Source organism: Streptomyces sp. NPDC037288 (genome assembly GCF_055603265.1).
Genome location: NZ_JBVJVY010000034.1, coordinates 37,154 through 56,768 on the forward strand (window position 1 = coordinate 37,154; position 19,615 = coordinate 56,768).

The following is a 19,615-nucleotide window of genomic DNA, read 5'->3' on the forward strand; positions in this document are numbered from 1 at the left end:
AGTCTAACGGGGTGGAGGCAGACGAATGCGCCCGCGGGCTGCTCAGGCGTTCTCAGACGAGGTACGCCGGGGCGCTCACGGGCAAGGTAAATCGGAACTCGGCGCCGCCACGGGTGGCGCGGCCGACCGTGATGGTGCCGCCGTGGGCCTCGACGATGCCCTTGACGATGTACAGCCCGAGGCCCGTGCCGCCGCGTTTGCTGCCCCGCCAGAAGCGGGTGAAGACGCGGTTCATGGACTCCTCCGGGATGCCGGGACCCTCGTCGCTCACCGTGACCGACGTGCCGGTTTCCTCGCCCTCGCGCGGGGATGCGCAGGGCGTGACGTCAATGGTGACGGTTCCCTCGCCGTGCCGCACGGCATTTTCGATGAGGTTGCTGAGCACCTGGTCGACCTTGTCGGGGTCGGCCCACAGGGCGGGCAGCGGCTGTTCGACGCGCAGCAGGAAGCGGCCGGCGGGCTGGCCGGCGGCGACGTAGGCCTGGATGTGACGGGAGACGGCGGCCCCGATGTCGACGGGCTGCCGGCGCACCTCCAGGCGCCCGGAGTCGATCCGCGAGATGTCGAGCAGCTCGGCGATGAGCCGGGTCACCCGGTCGGCGTCGGCGTCGACGGTCTCCAGCATCAGCCGCTTCTGGGCGTCGGTGAAGCGTTCCCACTTGGCGAGCAGCGTGGCGGTGAAGCCCTTCACGGAGGTCAGGGGCGAACGCAGTTCATGGGCGACCGTCGCGATCAGCTCGGCGTGGCTGCGCTCGGTCCGGCGGCGGGCCTCGGTGTCGCGCAGCGAGACGACGACGCGCCGCACGGCGCCGAGGGGCTCGGCGCGCACGTAGCGGGCGGAGACGAGCACCTCCCGCACGCCGGGCAGCAGCAGGTTGCGCTCCGGCTGCCGGGTACGGATCGCCAGACCCCCGTAGGGATCGGTGAGCTGCCACCAGCGGCGCCCCTCCAGGTCCTCCAGAGGCAGCGCCTTCTCCAGGGGCTGCCCGAGGACGTCGGCGGCGCGTACGGCGGTGATGCGGGCGGCGGCGGCGTTGAAGCAGACCACGCGGCCGTGCTCGTCGGCGACGACGAGGCCGTCGGGCAGCTGGTCGGGGTCGAGGCCCGCGGGATCGCCCTGCCGGGGCACGGCTGTGCGCCGTGCGTCCCGTCCCCCCGGCGCGCTGCTCGTGCCGGCCACACTCATCCGCGTACCCCACCTCTCAGACGGCGCAGGGCCCCGAGCTGGTCACCCTACTAGCTGTCGGTGACGGAGCGGCAGCCTCCGGAGGCGCGCTGTGCACGGGCTGACGCGTAGAGGCATACGGCGGCGGCCGTGGCGAGGTTCAGGCTCTCGGCCTTTCCGTGGATGGGGACGCGGACGACGGCGTCGGCGAGGGCGCGGGTCTCCTCCGGGAGTCCCCAGGCCTCGTTGCCGAACACCCAGGCGGTGGGCCCGCCCATGGTGCCCTTGTCGAGTTCGGCGTCGAGATCGTCGGTTCCGGCGCCGTCGGCGGCCACGATCCGTACACCGGCGCCCTTCAGCCCCTCCACGGCCCGCTCGACGGGGACGCCCACGGCGACGGGCAGATGGAAGTGGGAGCCGACGGAGGCGCGTACGGCCTTGGGGTTGTACAGGTCGACGGAGGCGTCGGTGAGGATCACGGCCTCGGCTCCGGCGGCGTCGGCGCAGCGCAGCACGGTCCCTGCGTTCCCGGGGTCGCGGACGTGCGCGAGCACGGCGACCAGCTTCGGCCGGGCGGCGAGGATCTCCTCGAACGGCGTGTCCAGGAACCGGCAGAGCCCGACCAGGCCCTGCGGGGTGACGGTGGTGGAGATGTCGGCGATGACGTCCTCGGAGGCGAGGTGCACCCGGGCGCCGGCGCTACGGGCCTCCCCGATGATGTCGGCATACCGCTCCGCGGCCTCGACCGTGGCGAACAGCTCGACGAGGGTGGGGGTGCCGTCCGCACCCCTGTGCCCGGCGGCCTCCCTGACGGCCTGCGGCCCCTCCGCGAGAAACAGCCGGTCCTTGCCCCGGAAGTTCCGCTTGGCGAGCCGACGGGCGGCGGCGACACGGGCGGACCGGGGGGAGATCAGCTCGGGGGCGGGCGTCATCCTCTTCACCTTCAAGAAAGTCTTCTCTTCATGGCGCCGGGGGGCAGCGCCCCGGAAGGGGCGCGGGGCTGTGTTCCCTGTGCGGCGCTGCCAGGTGGGCGCGACCGGCCCCCACCGGCCCGCAGCCGGACGCAGCACGCCGCAGCCGCCCCAACAGCAGGACCCGCAAGCCATACAGCCTGCGGGTCCTTCAGTGAGCGTCGGCCGGAAGCCGGCGCAGCGTCACGCCGCCTTGGGCGCGTTGACGTCCGACGGCAGCGCCTTCTGCGCGACCTCGACGAGCGCGGCGAACGCGTTGGCGTCGTTCACGGCCAGCTCGGCCAGGATCTTGCGGTCGACCTCGATGTTCGCGGCCTTCAGACCCTGGATGAAGCGGTTGTAGGTGATGCCGTTGGCGCGGGCAGCGGCGTTGATGCGCTGGATCCACAGCTGACGGAAGTCGCCCTTGCGCTTCTTGCGGTCGTTGTAGTTGTAGACCAGCGAGTGGGTGACCTGCTCCTTGGCCTTGCGGTACAGGCGCGAACGCTGACCGCGGTAGCCGGAGGCCTGCTCGAGGATCGCCCGGCGCTTCTTGTGGGCGTTGACTGCCCGCTTGACGCGTGCCACTTGTTAACTCCTTGTAGCGGGGTCGTGGGGGTACTCACACGACCCGGAATCGATTCGGTCCCGGTCCAGACGCACGGCGCTCAGAGCGCCGCCGCGTCACTTGCCGAGAAGCTTCTTGATCTTCGCGGCGTCGCCCGGGGCCATCTCGGCGTTGCCGGTGAGGCGACGCGTGATGCGGGACGACTTCCTCTCGAGCAGGTGGCGCTTGCCGGCGCGCTCGCGGAGCACCTTGCCGGAGCCGGTGACCTTGAAGCGCTTGCTGGCACCGCTGTGCGACTTGTTCTTCGGCATAGCGCCGTTCTCTCCTCGTCGGTGGCGCTCCGATGCCCGGTCGCGAAACCGGGCACGGTGGAGCGTCGTTCTATCGGTTACATCCTCGGGGACGGGAGTCCCCCGGGATCACGCCTCGGCGGAAGCCTCGGCAGGGGTCTCGTCGTAGGCCTCGGCGTTCACAGCGTCCGGGTCCGCGGCGTTCTGCGACTTACCGGGGTTCGCCTTCGCCTCGGCCTTGCGGGCCTCCTGCGCCTGACGGGCCTCGGCCATCGCCTCGGTCTTCTTCTTGTGCGGACCGAGGACCATGATCATGTTCCGGCCGTCCTGCTTCGGGTTCGACTCGACGAAACCGAGGTCCTGGACGTCCTCCGCGAGGCGCTGCAGCAGTCGGTAGCCCAGTTCGGGCCGGGACTGCTCGCGACCACGGAACATGATCGTGATCTTGACCTTGTCGCCCTGCTTGAGGAACCGGACGACGTGACCCTTCTTGGTGTCATAGTCGTGCGGGTCGATCTTCGGCCGGAGCTTCATCTCCTTGATGACCGTGTGCGCCTGGTTCTTGCGCGCCTCACGGGCCTTCATGGCCGACTCGTACTTGAACTTCCCGTAGTCCATGAGCTTGCACACGGGCGGACGGGCGTTCGCCGCGACCTCGACCAGGTCCAGGTCGTACTCCTGCGCAAGCTCCAGTGCCTTCGCGAGCGGGACGATGCCCACCTGCTCGCCACTGGGACCGACAAGTCGCACCTCGGGAACGCGAATCCGGTCGTTGATGCGGGGCTCGGCGCTGATGGATCCTCCTCGGTAGCACCACGCGACGGTCTGGCGGACAGCCGCGTAACGTCTTTGTTCGTAAGACCTAACCGCGCCGACGCACAAAAAATGCCCCGGACGATCACAGGCGGGGCTCCAATGACTACCGGAGCACCGCCGCGGTGACCGCGGGGCGCAGTTCGGGCGACTCCATCGTCCGTACGGAACGATGGTGGCCGCCTGACCGGGTGACCCGCCGTCCCCAAGGACGGTCGGGTGGGAGATCGGAGCCTCCACTTGTGGGCCGGACGCTCTGTTGTTCGCAGGGCTGTCCAGCCGGTCGTTACACAAGGTTAGCAGGACCGCCGGGGAAGGGCTAATCGGAGACCTCGCCGGAGCACCGCCTATGGTGTGGGGCATGAGTGAGACCCCTCCTGAGGACCCCGACTTCGACGCGATGACCCGGGACATCGCCGAGGTCCCCGCCGTCGAGGTGATCGTGACGGTCGCCGTCAACCTGATGAGCGCCGCCGCCGTGAAGCTCGGGCTGAGCGAGGAGGGCGAGAAGTACAAGGACCTGGACGAGGCCCGCAAGCTGATCACCGCGCTCGCCGGCCTGCTGGACGCGAGCGCGACCGAGATCAGCTCCTTCCACGCGGCCCCGCTGCGCGACGGCCTGAAGTCGCTGCAGCTGGCGTTCCGCGAGGCTTCGGTCGTCCCGGACGAGCCGGGCCAGGGACCGGGCGAGAAGTACACCGGGCCCGTCTACAGCTGACCTACTCCTTCACATAGAGGGGCTCGCCCGGAGGCGTGGTCCCGGCCGGCAGCAGTGCCAGGTCGAGGCCGCGCACCAGGCGGGCCCTCAGCGTTTCGTCGGCGGCGAGGCGCTCGGCGACCGCACGGGCGGCCTCGGCGGGCGCCGCGGCCGGGTCGAGGACGAGGGCGAGGGTGCCGTCGGCCCGTCCGGCCCCCAGATGCGCGCGCAGCACGGCGGGCTCCGCCGCCACCGCCGTACGGACGGCGTCGATCACGGCCGGGTCGGCGAGCGGGTCGGTGCTGGTGCGGCCCTCGGCGAGAGCGAGCAGCGCCGGGCCGGTCAGCTCGAACGGCACCGGTCCGGCGAGGTCCAGCACGACCGTGTCGGCCTTCTCGTGGGCGGCGGCCTGCAGCGCCTGGTGCAGGGGTACGGCGACCGGGCGGGCCTCGGGGTCCCAGCGGGCGAGGGAGTCGGTGGAGGTGAAGGCGGGCAGGGCGGTGCGGTGGCCGGCCTTCAGGGTGGGTACGGCCATGTCGCTGGTCTTCTCGCGGCGCAGCCCGTTCTCGTCCTCCTCGACCTCGCCGAGTACGGCGACGACGGGGACGAGCAGGCGGGCGTCCTTCAGCGCCTCGAGCACGGCCCCGAGGGCGCTGCGGTCCTCGGCCCAGGCGGCGAGCGCGGCGCTCAGCCGGGGGTCGGCGGAGCCGTCGTCGTCGGAGAAACCGGGGTCGGGAATGTTCTTGTTCGCCACGGTCACCGACCCTATAGGCCCCTCACCGGCCCGCTGCACGGGAGCCTTCACCAAGATCTCAGGGTTCTCTGATCCCCGTCTCACACCCGTCCCACGCGGCGCAGGGTCCGCGCCCCGAGCATCGCGGCCATGGAGTCCCCCGGAGCCCGCCGTGGCCGGGGTCACGGCCGGGGGTACGGCGTGTGTGAAGGAGCGGGCGCACGCGGGTACGGCGGCCGTATCGTCGGCGGCGCCCTCGGTCTCCCCCTCGGCCGGGGCGGGAAGGGAGGCATCCGTGACGGAGCCGGCGGTGAACCGGGACGCGCTGCTGGGCAAGGCGATGACGGGGGTGAGGGTGCCGGCGGGCGCGCGCGTGTCGGCGGCGGTGCTGGCGGTGGACTCCGGGGAGAGCGCCGCGTACGGGGACGGGGCCTTCGACACGGCGAGCATCGTCAAGGTCGACATCCTGGCCGCGCTGCTGCTCCGGGCGCAGGACGCGGGCCGGTGGCTGACCGCGGCCGAGCAGGCGTACGCCGCGAAGATGATCGAGAACAGCGACAACGCGTCCGCGACGGCGCTGTGGCACACGATCGGGCGGGCGGACGGCCTGGACGCGGTGAACAAGCGCTTCGGGCTGACCTCGACCTCCGGCGGCGAGGGCGAGCTGTGGGGGCTGACGCAGACCACGGCTTCGGACCAACTCCGCCTGCTGCAGCAGGTGTTCACCGAGGAGTCCCGGCTGAGCGCGGCCTCCCGGAGGTATCTGCAGAGGCTGATGAAGTCGGTCCAGGCGGACCAGCAGTGGGGGGTGTCGGCCGCCGCGGAGGGCAACTCGTGGGCGCTGAAGAACGGTTGGCTGGCGCGCAGTACGACGGGACTGTGGGACGTGAACAGCATCGGACGGGTGACGGTGGACGGCACCGGCCATCTGGTCGCGGTGCTGTCGAAGGGCACGAAGAGCCAGGCCCGGGGCATCGCGCTGGTGGAGGAGGCGGCACAGGCGGCGGTGTCGGCGTTCGATGGTAAGTGATCGGTGTGAACCGGTAAATGATCGAGATTTGAGCGTCAAGTGATCTACTCTTTAAGGAACTTGACGATGAGCGGGCCGGACGATGGCGTCCTCTTTACTTTGTGCTGTGCGCCTCGGTCCGGCCGCGGAAGGAGCTCCGTGCCTCCCGTACGCCCAACTCGCCGATCCCTCATAGCCGGTGGCCTCGCGGCCGCCGCCACAGCCGCCGTTCCCCTGTCGGTGTCCACGCCGGCCGCGGCGGCCGGTCTCATCCCCCTCCGGCTGGCCGGGCCGACCGGCCCCGCCCCGGTGGGCGCCGTGGACCTGCACCTGGTCGATCCGTCGCGGACCGATCCCTGGTCGGGGCAGCCGCGCGAGGTGATGGTGACCGTGACGTACCCGGCCGTCGACGCCCACGGCCACCCGAAGCGCCCCTGGCTGCCGGCGGGAGCCGAGCGTGCGCTGAAGGCCCGCTTCGGGGGTGCGGTGGACGGCTACGCGTTCCCGGAGACCCACAGCGCGGACCGCGCACCGGTCCGGCCGGGCCGCCGTCCGGTGCTGCTCCACTCGCCGGGTTATCAGGCGGACCGCACCTTCAACACGCTGCTCATCGAGGAGCTGGCGTCCTGGGGCTATGTCGTGGCCGCGGTCGACCATCCCCACGACTCGGGCGAGGTCGAGTTCCCGGACGGCCGCGTGGTGGTCACTCAGCCCGACGGCGCGAGCGACGAGGCCCGTACGGCCGCGGTCGCGGTGCGCGCCGCCGACCTGCGGTTCGTCCTCGACGCGCTGACCGTGCTGGACCGGGGCGGCAACCCCGACGCCGCACGGCGTCCGCTCCCGCGCGGGCTGCGCGGGACGCTGGACCTCGCGCGGGTCGGCGCCTTCGGGCACTCACGGGGCGGCGCCGCATCGGCGTCCGTGATGTACCTGGACGACCGGGTGCGGGCCGGCGTCGACCTGGACGGCGCGCTGTACGGGCCGGTGGTCGAGCACGGACTCGACCGGCCGTTCCTGTTGATGGACACGGCGATCCACGACGGGCTGAACCAGGACCCGAGCTGGCCCTCGTTCTGGCAGCACCTGAGGGACTGGCACCGCTGTCTGCGGCTCGCGGACGCCGACCACAACTCGTACACGGACATCGTGGCCCTCGCCCCGCAGGGGCCCGAGCCGCTGCGGAAGACGCTGCAGATCGGCACGATCCCCGCCGACCGGGCGGTGGCCGCCGTACGGGCGGCCGTGCGGGCCTTCTTCGATCTGCAGCTGCGCGGGCGCCCGGACGCCGGGCATCTGCTGTGGGGTGCTTCGCCGCGCTACCCCGAGATCGAGTACATCGCCGGATAGCGGCCGGCGCCGGACGCCCTCAGGCCGTCGCCCTGCGGCCCCTCCACAGCACCACGCCCGCCACCAGGAGGACGCCGCCGATGCCGCCGGCCAGCGGGCCCGCCCAGTCGGAGGCCGAGGAGGCGGCCTTGGGGGCGTCCGGTCCGGCGCCGAAGTACCTCTCGCCGTACGACGCCGCGCGCAGGCCCCGCGGCTTCAGACGCCCGGCCGCCCGCAGCGCCGCCGCCGGGTCGATCATGCCGAAGCCGCGGGAGTCGTCCCGGCCACCGGCCGGCGCGTCCCGGGCGGTGTCCTCCAGGAGCGTCTTGACCTGGGCCGGGCTCAGGTCCGGGTGGGCGGCCTTGATCAGGGCCGCGGCGCCGGAGACGAAGGCGGACGCGGCCGAGGTGCCCCAGCCCTCGTAGTACTTGTGGTCGGGATCGGCGATGACCACGTTGACGCCGGGCGCGCTGACCGCCGCGTACCAGCGACGGGTCGAGAAAGAGGCGCGGGTGTCGAAGCGGTCGACGGCGGTCGCGGCGATGACACCGGGGTAGGCGGCCGGATAGGAGACGTGGTCGCCCTTGTCGCCGCCGTTACCCGCGGAGGCGACGACCACCACGCCCTTCTTCAGGGCGTACTGCACGGCCTCGTCCTCGCTCGGCTCGGGGTGCGCGGAGTTCGAGTCGTCGCCGAGGGAGAGGTTGATGACGTCGGCGCCGTGGTCGGCGGCCCAGCGGATGCCGTCGGCGAGGGCGTTGCCGCGGCTGGTACGGGCCTTGGCGCGGGCGGGGTCGCCGTCCTCGAGGATCACGCGTACGGGCAGGATCTTCGCCTCGGGAGCGACGCCCATGACACCGGCGCCGTCGCCCGGGCCGTGACCGTGCCCGGCGATGATGCCGGCCATGGCCGTGCCGTGCCGGGCCCAGGCGCGGTCGCCCTGCCTGGCTCCGAAGCCGATCATGTCCTTGGCGGGCAGGACGTTGCCGGCGAGGTCGGGGTGGTCGGCCTCGACGCCGGTGTCCAGGACGGCGACGGTGACACCGCGGCCCTTGGTGGTGCGCCAGGCCTCGTCCAGGTTCAGCGCCGACAGGGCCCACTGCTGGGCGCGGATGCCGTCGGCGTGGGCGGCGGTGGCCGGCAGCAGGGCGAGGGCGCCGGCGAGCAGCAGGCTCACCGCCGCCCCGGTCGGGTCCACGCGGCGGTGGCCGCATATCGATCGCCTCATGAGGGTGTCTCCGTGGCCGTGCCGATGCTCTGGCGCAGGCGCCGCCCGATGCGGTCGGCCAGGCCCTGGGCCTCGTTGCCGAGGCCGGCCTGGGCCGGTGCGGTGGTCGCACCGGCGCTGACGGCGTCGGCGGCGGGCTGGGGCGCGTCGACGCGGCGGCCGTCGGCCCAGCCGGAGACGGCGTAGGCGACGACAGGGGCGTCGGTGAGGACGGAGATGGTCCAGGAGGCGCGCTGCCTGTCGCCGAAGCCGGCCGCGGGGGTGTTCTCGGCCGGGTACGGGCGGGGCATCAGATCGGCACGCCGGTCCAGGCGCTCGGTGCGGAAACGGCGGGCCAGCGCGGACATGGCGGCGGGGTCGGCCTTGGTGAACAGCAGGCCGACGGTGGTGACGTAGCTCTGGGTGGCGTCGGTGTAGGTGGCGCGCAGCAGCCGCTGGCAGCCGACGGGGGCGAGGACCTTCCGCAGCAGCGGGTCGAAGGCGTGGGCGCAGCCGCCGTCCGGGGCCACGGCGATCCGGGTCCACGTGCGGTCGGCGCCGCCGGGTCCGGCGCCCGTGCCCTGGACGGTCTGCGGGAAGAGCTGGTCCACGGGCACGTTGTGCCAGAGCGTCCCGGCGGTGGCGAAGTGGTCGCCGGAGGCGTTGTCCCCGTCGTCGCCGGTGAGCCAACTCCCGGTCACGGCACCGCCGATGAGACCGAGGCCGAGCACGAGGCAGGCGGCAGCGGCGAGGGTGCGGGAGCCCACCCGGTGCCGGATGCGCTCGCCGAACACCTCGGGCTCCGCGAACGACACGACGGGCCACGCGGTCGCACCGGCGCTCCAGGCCAGCGCCGGGTCGGGGCCGGCCGAGCCCGTGGCCGCCCGCGGTCCGACGGAGTGGGCGGGGGCCATGGGACTCCACGCGCCCGCGTGCGCGCGCCCGGCGGACGCCGCGGGGCCACGCGGGACGGATGCGGCGGCGGTACGGCGCTCACCACCGCGGCCGGCAGGCACGGGCGAGCCGCCGGAGCCGCGGGGCTCCGGCGGGGCAGGCACGGACGCGGCGGCGGTGGTGCGGGGCGCGGGGGACTCGGTGACCGGCCGGAGCCGGGTCGTGGTCTCCGCGGCGGTGACCGGACGGAGCCGGGCGGTCGTCTCCGAGGAGGTCTCCGCCGGCGCTTCCGGCCGCCGGGACGCCGAGCCGGGGACCTCGCGCCGCGAGCGGGGCGGGGCGTCGGGGAACCGAGCCGAGGCGGGCGGCGGAGGCGGACTCGCGGTCTCGGCGACCTCGGGCACCACGGGATGGCGGCCACGCGCGCCGGCACCACTCCCGAAGACCTCACCCGACAGCCGTCGCCCCTCACGCACGGCCCGCCCGCCGGCCGGCAGATCGTCACGCCCGGAGCCACCGCCGGCCGGCCGGCCGGCGCGCACGGTACCTGCGGCGGAGGACCGGTCGTCGGCACCGCTGCCGGAGAGCGGGCCGTCACCCGCCGACCGCCCGGCAGCCGAACCGTGACGCGCGCCGCCTGCGGCAGACGTCCGGCCGTCACGCGTGGGACCTCCCCCGGTGACGGGCAGGCCGTCACGCGTGGGACCTCCCCCGGTGACGGGCAGGCCGTCACGCACGAGGCCTCCGCCGCCGGACAAGCCGTCGCCCACGGCACCCGCACCCGAGACCCGGCCCCCAGGCGCGGTGCCGCCGGTGGACGGCTGGTCGGTGCGCGGGGAACCCGCGGCGGACGGGCGGGAGGCGCGGGGGATGAAGACCGACGGCTCGTCGTCGGGGTCCTCGGGGGATGTCGTGTCGGGCATGCGGGCGGGAGTCGGGTGGGGCGGCGCCGGGTCGGATGCCGGCGGGCGCTGGGGTGTGCCCTGTGCGGGCGGCTCGGCGCCGGTGTCCACCGGCCGGCCGGGGGGAGTCGAAGGGCGCGGTGGAGCGGAGGGGCGCGGCGGGATGGGAGCGTGGCGCGCTTCCGTGCTCATGCACCCCCCCGTTTCCTCGTGCCCGGGCCGTCCTCACGTACGCGGGCCGCTGCGCTGCTCGGCCGCGCCCGGTGCAGAAGCTCCATCCCGGGCACGCATACCCGTACGGCCGGATCGGCATCCCGGTTCAGGTGAAGCGGCCGGGCGCGTTCCGCGGTACGTGCGCGTCACTCTACGGGTTGTCCGGGCCAGAATCAGAACCAGTCCGCGGCACCGGGGCATCTGCCCGGAACGTCCCCCTACCCTGCGGTAATCCCTTCTGGCAGGCTTCCGTCATGACTGCGCGCGCCGCCGACCGGGCCCGTTACGACCGGGCCACCGCCCATCTCGACGCCCCTTACGCGATCGTGGACCTGGACGCCTTCGACGCCAACGCGGCCGATCTCGTCCGCCGGGCCGCCGGCAAGCCGGTCCGGGTCGCCAGCAAGTCCGTGCGCTGCCGGGCCCTGCTGGAGCGCGTCCTGGCCGGGGACGGCTTCCAGGGCGTCATGTCGTTCACGCTGGCCGAGTCGCTGTGGCTCGCGCGTTCCGGGTTCGACGACGTCCTGCTGGCCTATCCGTCCGCCGACCGGGCCGGCTTCGCGGAGCTGGCCGCCGATCCCAAGCTCGCCGGTGCGGTGACCGTGATGGTGGACGATCCGGCGCACCTCGACCTCATCGACGCCGCCCGCGACGGCGGAGGTGAAGTGGTGCGTGTCTGCCTGGAGTTGGACACCTCCCTGAAGCTGCTGGGCGGCCGCATCCGGGTCGGGGCGCGGCGCTCTCCGCTGCGCTCCCCCGCCCAGCTCGCCGACCTGGCACGCTCGGTGGCCCGGCGGCCGGGGTTCCGGCTGGTGGGAATCATGGCGTACGAGGGACATGTCGCCGGTGTCGGGGACGCGGTGGCCGGGCGGCCGTTCAGGTCCCGGGCGATCCGGCTGATGCAGGCCGCCGCGCGCCGTGAGCTGGCCGAGCGGCGGGCGGCGGTCGTACGCGCGGTCCGGTCCGTCGTCCCCGGCCTGGAGTTCGTCAACGGCGGCGGCACGGGCAGTGTGCAGCACACCGCCGCCGAGGACGCGGTGACGGAGATAGCGGCCGGTTCGGGGCTGTACGTACCGCGGCTCTTCGACAACTACACCTCGTTCACCGGCCGTCCGGCGGCCCTGTTCGCCCAGCCCGTCGTACGGCGGCCGGGGGTCGGGGTCGTCACCGTGCTCGGCGGTGGCTATCCGGCCTCCGGCGCCGCCGGCCCCGACCGGCTTCCGGTGCCGTATCTGCCGGAGGGGCTGGCGTACGACCCGCAGGAAGGCCCGGGCGAGGTGCAGACCCCGCTGCTCGGCTCGCCCGCCGACGACCTCCTCATCGGTGACAGGGTGTGGTTCCGGCACGCCAAGGCGGGCGAGCTGTGCGAGCGGTTCGACGCCCTGCACCTGATCGAGGGGGACACGGTCACCGCGACCGTGCCCACCTACCGCGGTGAGGGGCACACCTTCCTCTGACGGGGTGCGTCCTACTGGGGCGTGACGTACGCGCCCGCGATGCCGCCGTCGACCAGGAAGTCGGTGGCGTTGACGAAGGAGGAGTCGTCGCTGGCCAGGAAGGCGACGGCGGCGGCGATCTCCTCGGCCTCGGCGAACCGCCCGACCGGGATGTGGACGAGCCTGCGGGCGGCCCGCTCGGGGTCCTTGGCGAACAGCTCCTGCAGGAGCGGGGTGTTGACCGGGCCCGGGCAGAGGGCGTTGACCCGGATCCCCTCCCGCGCGAACTGCACACCCAGCTCCCGGGACATGGCCAGCACGCCCCCCTTGGAGGCGGTGTACGAGATCTGTGACGTCGCCGCGCCCATCCGCGCCACGAAGGACGCGGTGTTGATGATGGACCCCTTGCCCTGGCGGCGCATGTAGGGGATGGCGGCCTTGCAGCACAGGTAGACGGAGGTGAGGTTGACCTCCTGGACCCGCTTCCAGGCCTCCAGGCCGGTCTCCAGGATGGAGTCGTCGTCGGGCGGGGAGATCCCGGCGTTGTTGAAGGCGACGTCGACGCTGCCGTAGGTGTCGTACGCCGTCTCGAACAGCGCCTCGACCTGCTCGGGGTCGGTGACGTCGACCTTCACGAAGAGTCCGCCGACCTCGTCGGCAGCGGCCTTGCCGCGGGCCTCGTCCACGTCCGCGCAGACGACGTGGGCGCCTTCGGAGGCGAGCCGGCGGACGGTGGCGAGGCCGATGCCGCTGCCGGCACCGGTCACGACGGCGGTACGGCCGGCCAGGCGGCGGCAAACACTGTTGTCGGTCACTGTGCGGAGCCCTCCGTGCTGGGGGAGACGTTGCTGATGAAGACGTTCTTGGTCTCGGTGAAGGCGGTCAGGGCGTCGGGGCCTAGTTCACGGCCGAGGCCGGACTGCTTGAAGCCGCCGAACGGGGTCCAGTAGCGGACGCTGGAGTGGGAGTTGACGGACAGGTTGCCCGCGCGGACGGCCTGGGAGACGCGCAGGGCGCGGCCGAGGTCCCGGGTCCAGAGGGAGCCGGAGAGGCCGTAGGGGGTGTCGTTGGCGAGGCGGATCGCGTCCTCCTCGTCGGTGAAGGGGAGGAGGACGGCGACGGGCCCGAAGATCTCCTCCCGGGCCGCCCGGCCGTCCGGCCGCTCCCCCGTCAGGACCGTCGGCGGGAACCAGAAGCCGGGGCCGTCGGGGGCGCTGCCGCGCAGGGCCGGGGCGCCCGCGGGGACGTAGGACCGTACGCGGTCCAGCTGATGACCGGAGATCAGCGGGCCCATCTGGGTCTTCTCGTCGGCCGGGTCACCCACGACGACTGCGGCGAGCGCGTCGGCGAGGAACTCGCGGGCCTCCTCCAGCACCGTCTGCTGGACCAGGATGCGGGTGCGGGCGCAGCAGTCCTGGCCGGAGTTGTCCAGGAAGGAGAACGGGTCGAGGGCGGTCCTGAGGTCGGCGTCGGCGAAGACGATGTTGGGGCTCTTGCCCCCGAGTTCGAGGGTGACCGGCTTGACGAGCCTGGCGCAGCGCTCCATGACCTCGCGGCCGGTGCGGGTGGAACCGGTGAAGACGATCTTGGCGACGTCCGGGTGGTCCACGAGCGCGCGTCCGGCGGTGTGGCCGTAGCCGGGCAGCACCTGGAAGACGTGCTCGGGCAGGCCCGCCTCGAGGGCGAGTTCGGCGAGGCGGAGCGCGGTGAGCGGGGTGGTCTCGGCGGGCTTGAGGACGACCGCGTTCCCGGCCGCCAGCGCCGGGAAGGAGCCCCAGGCGGCGATCGGCATGGGGAAGTTCCAGGGCGCGATCACACCGACGACGCCGAGGGGTTCCTGGAAGGTGACGTTCCAGCCGCCGGGAACCGGGATCTGCCGGCCGAGGAGGCGTTCGGCGCCGCCGGCCGCGTACAGCAGCAGGTCACGGGCGTTGCCGGCCTCCCAGCGGGCATTGCCGACGGTGTGGCCGGCCTCGCGGACCTCCAGCTGGGCGAGTTCCTCCAGGCGGGCGTCGACGGTGTCGGCGAAGCGGCGCAGCAGCCGGGCGCGGTCGGCGGGGGCGAGGGCGGCCCATCCGGTCTGGGCGCGGGCGGCCCGTACGACGGCGGCGTCCACGTCCTCCCCGGTCGCGGCGGGGACGGTGGCGAGGACCTCTTCCGTGGCGGGGTTGAGGACGACGAGCTCGTGCGGGTCGGACACGTGGTGACCTTTCACAGGCGTTCGAAGGAGCGGCGCAGCTCCCAGTCGGTGACCGCGGCGTCGAAGGCGTCCAGTTCGACGCGCGCCATGTTGCGGTAGTGGGCCACGACCTCGTCGCCGAAGGCGGCCTTGGCCACGGGGCTGTTCTCCCAGAGCTCCGCGGCCTCCCGGAGGGTGGTCGGGACGTGCTCGAGGCCGGCGGCGTAGGCGTTGCCCGCGCAGGGTTCGGGTAGTTCGAGCTTCTGCTCGATGCCGTACAGGCCGGCCGCGACCAGCCCCGCGACGGCGAGGTAGGGGTTGACGTCACCGCCGGGCAGGCGGTTCTCGAAGCGCAGGGAGCGGCCGTGGCCGACCACGCGCAGGGCGCAGGTGCGGTTGTCGTGGCCCCAGGCGACGGCGGTGGGGGCGAAGGAGCCCGGCTGGAACCGCTTGTAGGAGTTGATGTTCGGGGCGTACAGGAGCGAGAAGTCGCGCAGGGCGGCGAGCTGTCCGGCGAGGAAGTGCCGCATGACCTCGGACATCCCGCCCTCGCCGCCCCCCGCCATGGCGTTGTCGCCGTCGGCGTCGGCGAGTGAGAGGTGGATGTGGCAGGAGTTGCCCTCGCGCTCGTTGTACTTGGCCATGAAGGTGATCGAGACGCCTTCCTGGGCGGCGATCTCCTTGGCGCCGGTCTTGTACAGCGCGTGCTGGTCGCAGGTGACGAGGGCCTCGTCGTAGCGGAAGGCGATCTCGTGCTGGCCGGGGTTGCACTCGCCCTTGGCGGACTCGACGGTGAGGCCGGCGCCCGCCATGTCGTTGCGCAGGCGGCGCAGCAGGGGCTCGATGCGGCCGGTGCCGAGGATGGAGTAGTCGATGTTGTACTGGTTGGCGGGCGTGAGCCCCCGGTAGCCCGCGTCCCACGCCTCCTCGTAGCTGTCCTTGAAGACGATGAACTCGAGCTCGGTGCCGACCTGGGCGGTGTAGCCGAGTTCGGCGAGGCGGTCCAGCTGGCGGCGCAGGATCTGGCGCGGGGCGGCGACCACCGGGGACCCGTCGGTCCAGGCGAGGTCCGCCACGAGCAGGGCGGTGCCGGGGTGCCAGGGGATGCGGCGCAGGGTGGCGAGGTCGGGGCGCATGGCGAAGTCGCCGTAGCCGCGGTCCCAGGAGGACATCGCGTAGCCGTCGACGGTGTTCATCTCCGTGTCGACGGCGAGGAGGTAGTTGCAGCCCTCGGTGCCGTGGTGCAGGACCTCGTCGAGGAAGAAGCGGGCGGCGAACCGCTTGCCCTGGAGGCGCCCTTGCATATCGGGGAAGGCCAGGACGACAGTGTCGATCTCACCGCTCGCGACGAGGGCGTGCAGTTCCTCGACACTGAGCGGGGGTGTGCGGTCTGCCACGGGAGAGCCTCCTTCGGCGCCTTCGCGCTTTTTCGGCCGGGCCGGGAGCCATAAGGTATTGCTCAGAACCATTGCTTGGGAAGGGGGTACGGCCGGATGTCCTGGGAGAGCGACACTCAGGGGGTGGGTGACCGGCTCGCTCCGGTGCTGCGGCCGGTGCGGGCGGGCAACGGCTTCGAGGAGGCGCTGGAGCAGATCCTCCAGGTCGTGCGGCTCGGTCTGGTGCCGGGCGGGGAGCGGCTGCCGGCCGAGCGGGAGCTGGCGGAGCGGCTCGGGATCAGCCGGGTGACGCTGCGCGAGGTGCTGAAGGTGCTGCAGGACCAGGGGCTGGTGGAGGCGCGGCGCGGGCGCTATGGCGGCACGTTCGTGCGGCCGCGCGCGGACGCCGGCGGCGAGGACGAGCTGCGGCGCCGGATCGCCGAGGTCGACATCGAGGACGTCCTGCGGTTCCGCGAGGTCCTGGAGGTGGGGGCGGCCGGGCTGTGCGCGACGCACGGACTGGCGGAGGAGCAGGCGGACCGGCTGCGCGAGGCACTGGACCGCACGCACGAGGCCCCGCTGGCCGACTACCGCCGGGCGGACACCCTGCTGCACCTGACGCTGGCCGAGCTGTGCGGCTCCCCCTCCCTGACGGCGCAGTACGCGGCGGTCCGGGCCACCGTCAACGACCTGCTCGACTGCATCCCGCTGCTGGTGCGCAACCTGGAGCACTCGCAGCGCCAGCACACCGCGCTGGTGGAGGCGGTGCTGGACGGGGACGCGGACGGCGCGCGGGAGATGATGCGCGAGCACTGCGCGGGCACGGCGGCGCTGCTGCGGGGCTTCCTGACGTGACTCCGCTCTGCAAAGGTATCAATGGACACCTTTGGATGACTGGGAGGGCGGCGTGACCGGACGGCCGTTGATCGGTGTGAGCACGTATCTGGAGAACGGCGCCCGCTGGGGCGTGTGGGAACTGGAGGCGGCCCTGCTGCCCGCCGCCTACCCCCGGCTGGTGCAGCGGGCCGGCGGGCTGGCCGCACTCCTGCCGCCGGACGCGCCCGAGCGGGCGGCGGCGACGGTGGCCCGGCTCGACGGGCTGGTGATCGCGGGCGGCCCGGACGTGGACCCGTCCCGGTACGGCGCCGAGCGCGACCCCCGCACCGGCCCGCCCGCCCCGGCCCGCGACACCTGGGAACTCGCCCTGATCGGGGCCGCCTTGGCCGCCGGGACGCCGCTGCTGGGCGTCTGCCGGGGCATGCAGCTGCTGAACGTGGCGCTCGGCGGAACCCTGGTGCAGCACCTGGACGGGCACGCGGAGGTGGTCGGGGTGTTCGGCGGCCACCCGGTGAAGCCGGTGCCGGGCAGCCTGTACGCCGGGATCGTCCCTGAGGAGACGACCGTGCCCACCTACCACCACCAGGCCGTGGACCGGCTCGGCACCGGACTGGTGCCCTCTGCCTACGCGGCGGACGGCACGGTGGAGGCGGTCGAGCTGCCGGCGGACCGGGGCTGGGTGCTCGGCGTGCAGTGGCATCCCGAGATGGGCGAGGACCTGCGGGTGATGCGCGCGCTGGTCGCTGCCGCGGGCTGAGCGGAACGGCGCCGTACGGCATGCGGCCGTCGGCGGGTGCGGTGCGCTGCGGCTGGTCGGGGCCCTATGCCGACTGCGGCGCCGTCGTGGCCGGCCGCTCCCCCGAGTTCTCGGCTGGGACGTGGTCACAGCCGCTTTCTGAGCCATTCCAGGGCCGCGTCTCCCTGGGCACGCTGGAACGGGCGGAGGGTGGGCAGGCCCGGGGGCGGCGGATTCAGGGAGCTGCGCAGGAAGTAGCCCGTGAGGGCGGCCAGCGCGGCGGTCACGGCGTCCCGGTCGGCGCCCCGGCCCAGCGGGTGCGCGGTGAAGACCTCCTCGGGGTCGGGTCCGCCCTGGGCCCGCACGCACGGCAGCAGGACGAGCAGGTCGAACCAGGGGGCGGCGCGCAGGGCGTGCGGCCAGTCCACGATGACGACGCCCCCCTCGTCCGTGAGCAGCACGTTGTCCGCGCGCAGATCGCAATGGGCCAGGGTGTCCCCCGAGGCGCCTTCGGCCCAGCGGGCTTCCAGCGCGGCGAGGCCGGGAAGATGAGCGGCGGTCCAGGCACCGAGCCGGTCGCGTACGTCACCGGCCTCACCGTCCAGGAGCCTGCGCCAGCCGCTGAAGCCCTCGGCCAGGTCCTCGGCGACGGACGGAACGTCGAGGGGACACGGCGTGCCGGTGCGGGCGAGCACGGTCACGGCGTCGAGCACCCGGCGCAACTCCTCCGGCCGCCAGGGCACGTGCGGCTGACGCCCCGCCACCTCCTCGAAGACCAGCGCCACCCAGGTGCCGTCGTCGTACGTCCCGAGCAGCCGGGGCGCGGGTACGGCGGCCGGGAGCGCGGCGGCGGTGCGTGCCTCGCGGCGGTGCAGATGCGGGCTGTGCGGATTGGTCTCGGCGCTCACCGCCTTGACGAAGCCGGTGCCGCCCGCCGCGGTACGCACCCGTGCGGCCACGCCGGGCGAGAAACCGCCGCGCTGTGTCTCCGACCGTACGACCGGCGCGCCGAGTATCCCGCCTACGGCGTCGCGGACGGCGGCGGGGAGGTCTTCCCAGGGGGCGCGGACGCCTGCGGCGGGCGGGGCGGTGGCGGTCATGCGCAGCATGGTGCCGGGTCGCTGCGTGGCTTGGCCAAGGGTTTTCGGTCCGGCGCCGCGGGGGTCGGGCGGATGGGCGCCGCAGGGTTGCGGGTCACCCGGTGCGGGTCCATGGCCGGCTGGTCGCGCGGTTCCCCGCGCCCCTGGGGAGCTGCAGTGCCGTCGGCTGCGGGGCGCCGCCCGCCCCCGACCGGCCGCACCCGTCAGCCCCGCGTCAGCGACAGCAACTCCCGCGCGGGCCCCGTCGGCCGGTGCCCCGTCGGCCAGACCGCCCGCAACTCGCGGCGCAGGGAGACGCCTTCCACCGGGATGCCGACCAGGCGCCGCATGGACAGCTCCTCCCCCACCGCCAGCTCGCTGAGGACCGACGGGCCCGCCCCGCTGACCGCCGACGCCTTGACCGCCGTGGTCGAGGACAGCTCGATCAGGGGACGGGCGAGGCCGCCGAGCGCCGCGTCCAGGACCTGGCGGGTACCGGAGCCGCGCTCACGGAGGATCAGCGGGGTGGCCGCCAGCTCCTGCGGCGTCAGGGGGCGCCGGCGGCGGGCCCACGGATGGCCGGGGGCGGTGACGACGATCAGCCGGTCGCGGGCGATGACGGCGGAGTCCAGGCCCGTCGGTACCGTCAGCCCCTCCACGAAGCCGAGGTCCGCCTCGCCGGACAGCAGCAGTTCCGCGACCTTCGCCGAGTTGCCGGCGAGGAGGGACACCGCCGTGTCGGGCCGCTGGGCGTGCAGCGCGAGGAGCCAGCCGGGCAGCAGGTACTCGGCGATGGTCATGCTCGCCGCGACCCTGAGGCGTGAGTCCCGCCGGTCGCGCAGCGCCCGCGCACCGGCGTCGAAGGCCGCCGCCGCCTCCACGACCCGACGGGCCCAGTCCGTCACCAGCGCCCCGGCGTCCGTGAGCCGGGAGCCGCGCGGCGAGCGGTCGACCAGGGCCACGCCCAGCTGCCGCTCCATGGAACGGATCCGGCTGCTGGCGGCGGGCTGGGTGATGCCGACCTCGCGCGCCGCCGCCCCGAGGCTGCCCAGCCGCGCCACCGCCAGCAGCAGTTCCAGTGCGGCCAGGTCCGGCACCCGGTGGGCCAGTGATTCCGTGCGCTCTCGGGGCCCCTGCACCTCGCTCATAAGACCAGCTTATGCCCCCATAGGCGGGAACCTCCTGGTCAGGGGCGGGCGGCGGGG

The 19,615-nt window shown here is 73.6% G+C and carries 19 protein-coding genes; 6 read left to right on the plus strand and 13 right to left on the minus strand.

The genetic code is table 11. The annotated features are described in order from the left end of the window. Positions 1–52: 52 nt before the first annotated feature. The 5 genes from ACZ7GZ_RS30705 to infC all read right to left on the minus strand — a co-directional run bounded on the left by ACZ7GZ_RS30705 (position 53) and on the right by infC (position 3,768). Positions 53–1,186, minus strand: coding sequence for a sensor histidine kinase (locus tag ACZ7GZ_RS30705; RefSeq protein ID WP_471029120.1), 1,134 nt, complete (start codon positions 1,184–1,186; stop codon positions 53–55). A 50-nt stretch (positions 1,187–1,236) separates the two neighbouring features. Then, entirely contained in the window at positions 1,237–2,097 is an 861-nt protein-coding gene (locus ACZ7GZ_RS30710) for a TrmH family RNA methyltransferase (protein WP_471029121.1), read from the minus strand. 222 nt (positions 2,098–2,319) lie between these two features. After that, positions 2,320–2,703 carry a 50S ribosomal protein L20 gene (rplT, locus tag ACZ7GZ_RS30715; RefSeq protein WP_016642495.1) on the minus strand — a complete coding sequence of 128 codons (384 nt, stop codon included), beginning with the start codon at positions 2,701–2,703 and terminating at the stop codon, positions 2,320–2,322. Between the two features lie 96 nt (positions 2,704–2,799). Next, positions 2,800–2,994, minus strand: coding sequence for a 50S ribosomal protein L35 (gene rpmI / locus ACZ7GZ_RS30720; RefSeq protein ID WP_360097938.1), 195 nt, complete (start codon positions 2,992–2,994; stop codon positions 2,800–2,802). A gap of 108 nt (positions 2,995–3,102) precedes the next feature. Next, complete coding sequence (infC, locus tag ACZ7GZ_RS30725; protein WP_471029195.1) at positions 3,103–3,768, minus strand: translation initiation factor IF-3; 666 nt, start codon at positions 3,766–3,768, stop codon at positions 3,103–3,105. 379 nt (positions 3,769–4,147) lie between these two features. Between infC and ACZ7GZ_RS30730 the strand changes: the two genes are divergently transcribed. After that, on the plus strand, positions 4,148–4,504 hold the full coding sequence (locus ACZ7GZ_RS30730) for a DUF1844 domain-containing protein (protein ID WP_471029123.1): 357 nt from the start codon (positions 4,148–4,150) through the stop codon (positions 4,502–4,504). Between the two features lies 1 nt (position 4,505). Here ACZ7GZ_RS30730 and ACZ7GZ_RS30735 read toward each other — a convergent pair whose 3' ends face one another. Then, positions 4,506–5,237, minus strand: coding sequence for an SseB family protein (locus tag ACZ7GZ_RS30735; protein ID WP_471029124.1), 732 nt, complete (start codon positions 5,235–5,237; stop codon positions 4,506–4,508). Positions 5,238–5,388: 151 nt separating this feature from the next. Between ACZ7GZ_RS30735 and ACZ7GZ_RS30740 the strand changes: the two genes are divergently transcribed. Continuing rightward, positions 5,389–6,246 (plus strand): serine hydrolase, encoded by an 858-nt coding sequence (locus tag ACZ7GZ_RS30740; protein WP_471029126.1) that lies wholly within the window; start codon positions 5,389–5,391, stop codon positions 6,244–6,246. Positions 6,247–6,384: 138 nt separating this feature from the next. Then, positions 6,385–7,572 carry an alpha/beta hydrolase family protein gene (locus tag ACZ7GZ_RS30745; RefSeq protein WP_471029127.1) on the plus strand — a complete coding sequence of 396 codons (1,188 nt, stop codon included), beginning with the start codon at positions 6,385–6,387 and terminating at the stop codon, positions 7,570–7,572. 19 nt (positions 7,573–7,591) lie between these two features. Here ACZ7GZ_RS30745 and mycP read toward each other — a convergent pair whose 3' ends face one another. Together mycP and ACZ7GZ_RS30755 are read right to left on the minus strand one after the other, a co-directional pair. After that, a complete protein-coding gene (gene mycP / locus ACZ7GZ_RS30750) occupies positions 7,592–8,779 on the minus strand; it encodes a type VII secretion-associated serine protease mycosin (RefSeq protein ID WP_471029128.1) in 1,188 nt (395 codons plus the stop codon). Then, complete coding sequence (locus ACZ7GZ_RS30755; RefSeq protein WP_471029131.1) at positions 8,776–10,575, minus strand: hypothetical protein; 1,800 nt, start codon at positions 10,573–10,575, stop codon at positions 8,776–8,778. The genes mycP and ACZ7GZ_RS30755 overlap by 4 nt, the downstream gene beginning before the upstream one ends. Before the next feature lie 446 nt (positions 10,576–11,021). Between ACZ7GZ_RS30755 and ACZ7GZ_RS30760 the strand changes: the two genes are divergently transcribed. Continuing rightward, positions 11,022–12,224: an amino acid deaminase/aldolase gene (locus ACZ7GZ_RS30760; RefSeq protein ID WP_471029132.1), complete on the plus strand. Its 1,203-nt coding sequence runs from the start codon at positions 11,022–11,024 to the stop codon at positions 12,222–12,224. Positions 12,225–12,235: 11 nt separating this feature from the next. Here ACZ7GZ_RS30760 and ACZ7GZ_RS30765 read toward each other — a convergent pair whose 3' ends face one another. From ACZ7GZ_RS30765 to ACZ7GZ_RS30775, 3 genes are read right to left on the minus strand one after another with little or no spacing between them, the layout of a single operon-like run. Next, positions 12,236–13,018, minus strand: coding sequence for a 3-oxoacyl-ACP reductase (locus tag ACZ7GZ_RS30765; RefSeq protein ID WP_471029133.1), 783 nt, complete (start codon positions 13,016–13,018; stop codon positions 12,236–12,238). After that, complete coding sequence (locus ACZ7GZ_RS30770; protein ID WP_471029134.1) at positions 13,015–14,403, minus strand: aldehyde dehydrogenase family protein; 1,389 nt, start codon at positions 14,401–14,403, stop codon at positions 13,015–13,017. Before ACZ7GZ_RS30770 ends, ACZ7GZ_RS30765 begins: the two co-directional genes overlap by 4 nt. An 11-nt stretch (positions 14,404–14,414) precedes the next feature. After that, complete coding sequence (locus ACZ7GZ_RS30775) at positions 14,415–15,779, minus strand: glutamine synthetase family protein (RefSeq protein ID WP_471029135.1); 1,365 nt, start codon at positions 15,777–15,779, stop codon at positions 14,415–14,417. Positions 15,780–15,875: 96 nt separating this feature from the next. Here ACZ7GZ_RS30775 and ACZ7GZ_RS30780 point away from each other — a divergent pair, with 96 nt between their 5' ends. Together ACZ7GZ_RS30780 and ACZ7GZ_RS30785 are read left to right on the plus strand one after the other, a co-directional pair. After that, positions 15,876–16,613, plus strand: a complete 738-nt coding sequence (locus ACZ7GZ_RS30780; protein WP_471029136.1) for a FadR/GntR family transcriptional regulator — start codon at positions 15,876–15,878, stop codon at positions 16,611–16,613. A gap of 52 nt (positions 16,614–16,665) precedes the next feature. Next, positions 16,666–17,352 (plus strand): gamma-glutamyl-gamma-aminobutyrate hydrolase family protein, encoded by a 687-nt coding sequence (locus ACZ7GZ_RS30785; RefSeq protein ID WP_471029138.1) that lies wholly within the window; start codon positions 16,666–16,668, stop codon positions 17,350–17,352. Between the two features lie 125 nt (positions 17,353–17,477). On the opposite strand, the gene ACZ7GZ_RS30790 is transcribed toward ACZ7GZ_RS30785, so the two are convergent. Both ACZ7GZ_RS30790 and ACZ7GZ_RS30795 read right to left on the minus strand, forming a co-directional pair. Further along, positions 17,478–18,431 carry a phosphotransferase gene (locus tag ACZ7GZ_RS30790; RefSeq protein WP_471029139.1) on the minus strand — a complete coding sequence of 318 codons (954 nt, stop codon included), beginning with the start codon at positions 18,429–18,431 and terminating at the stop codon, positions 17,478–17,480. Between the two features lie 203 nt (positions 18,432–18,634). Then, on the minus strand, positions 18,635–19,558 hold the full coding sequence (locus ACZ7GZ_RS30795) for a LysR family transcriptional regulator (RefSeq protein WP_471029141.1): 924 nt from the start codon (positions 19,556–19,558) through the stop codon (positions 18,635–18,637). Positions 19,559–19,615 lie beyond the last annotated feature (57 nt).

Excerpts from the sequence above, each read along its gene's own strand:
- ACZ7GZ_RS30705 (WP_471029120.1), bottom strand. The coding sequence starts at position 1,186 with ATGAGTGTGGCCGGCACGAGCAGCGCGCCGGGGGGACGGGACGCACGG.
- ACZ7GZ_RS30710 (WP_471029121.1), bottom strand. The coding sequence starts at position 2,097 with ATGACGCCCGCCCCCGAGCTGATCTCCCCCCGGTCCGCCCGTGTCGCC.
- rpmI (WP_360097938.1), bottom strand. The coding sequence starts at position 2,994 with ATGCCGAAGAACAAGTCGCACAGCGGTGCCAGCAAGCGCTTCAAGGTC.
- ACZ7GZ_RS30730 (WP_471029123.1), top strand. The coding sequence starts at position 4,148 with ATGAGTGAGACCCCTCCTGAGGACCCCGACTTCGACGCGATGACCCGG.
- mycP (WP_471029128.1), bottom strand. The coding sequence starts at position 8,779 with ATGAGGCGATCGATATGCGGCCACCGCCGCGTGGACCCGACCGGGGCG.
- ACZ7GZ_RS30755 (WP_471029131.1), bottom strand. The coding sequence starts at position 10,575 with ATGCCCGACACGACATCCCCCGAGGACCCCGACGACGAGCCGTCGGTC.
- ACZ7GZ_RS30760 (WP_471029132.1), top strand. The coding sequence starts at position 11,022 with ATGACTGCGCGCGCCGCCGACCGGGCCCGTTACGACCGGGCCACCGCC.
- ACZ7GZ_RS30780 (WP_471029136.1), top strand. The coding sequence starts at position 15,876 with ATGTCCTGGGAGAGCGACACTCAGGGGGTGGGTGACCGGCTCGCTCCG.
- ACZ7GZ_RS30790 (WP_471029139.1), bottom strand. The coding sequence starts at position 18,431 with ATGACCGCCACCGCCCCGCCCGCCGCAGGCGTCCGCGCCCCCTGGGAA.
- ACZ7GZ_RS30795 (WP_471029141.1), bottom strand. The coding sequence starts at position 19,558 with ATGAGCGAGGTGCAGGGGCCCCGAGAGCGCACGGAATCACTGGCCCAC.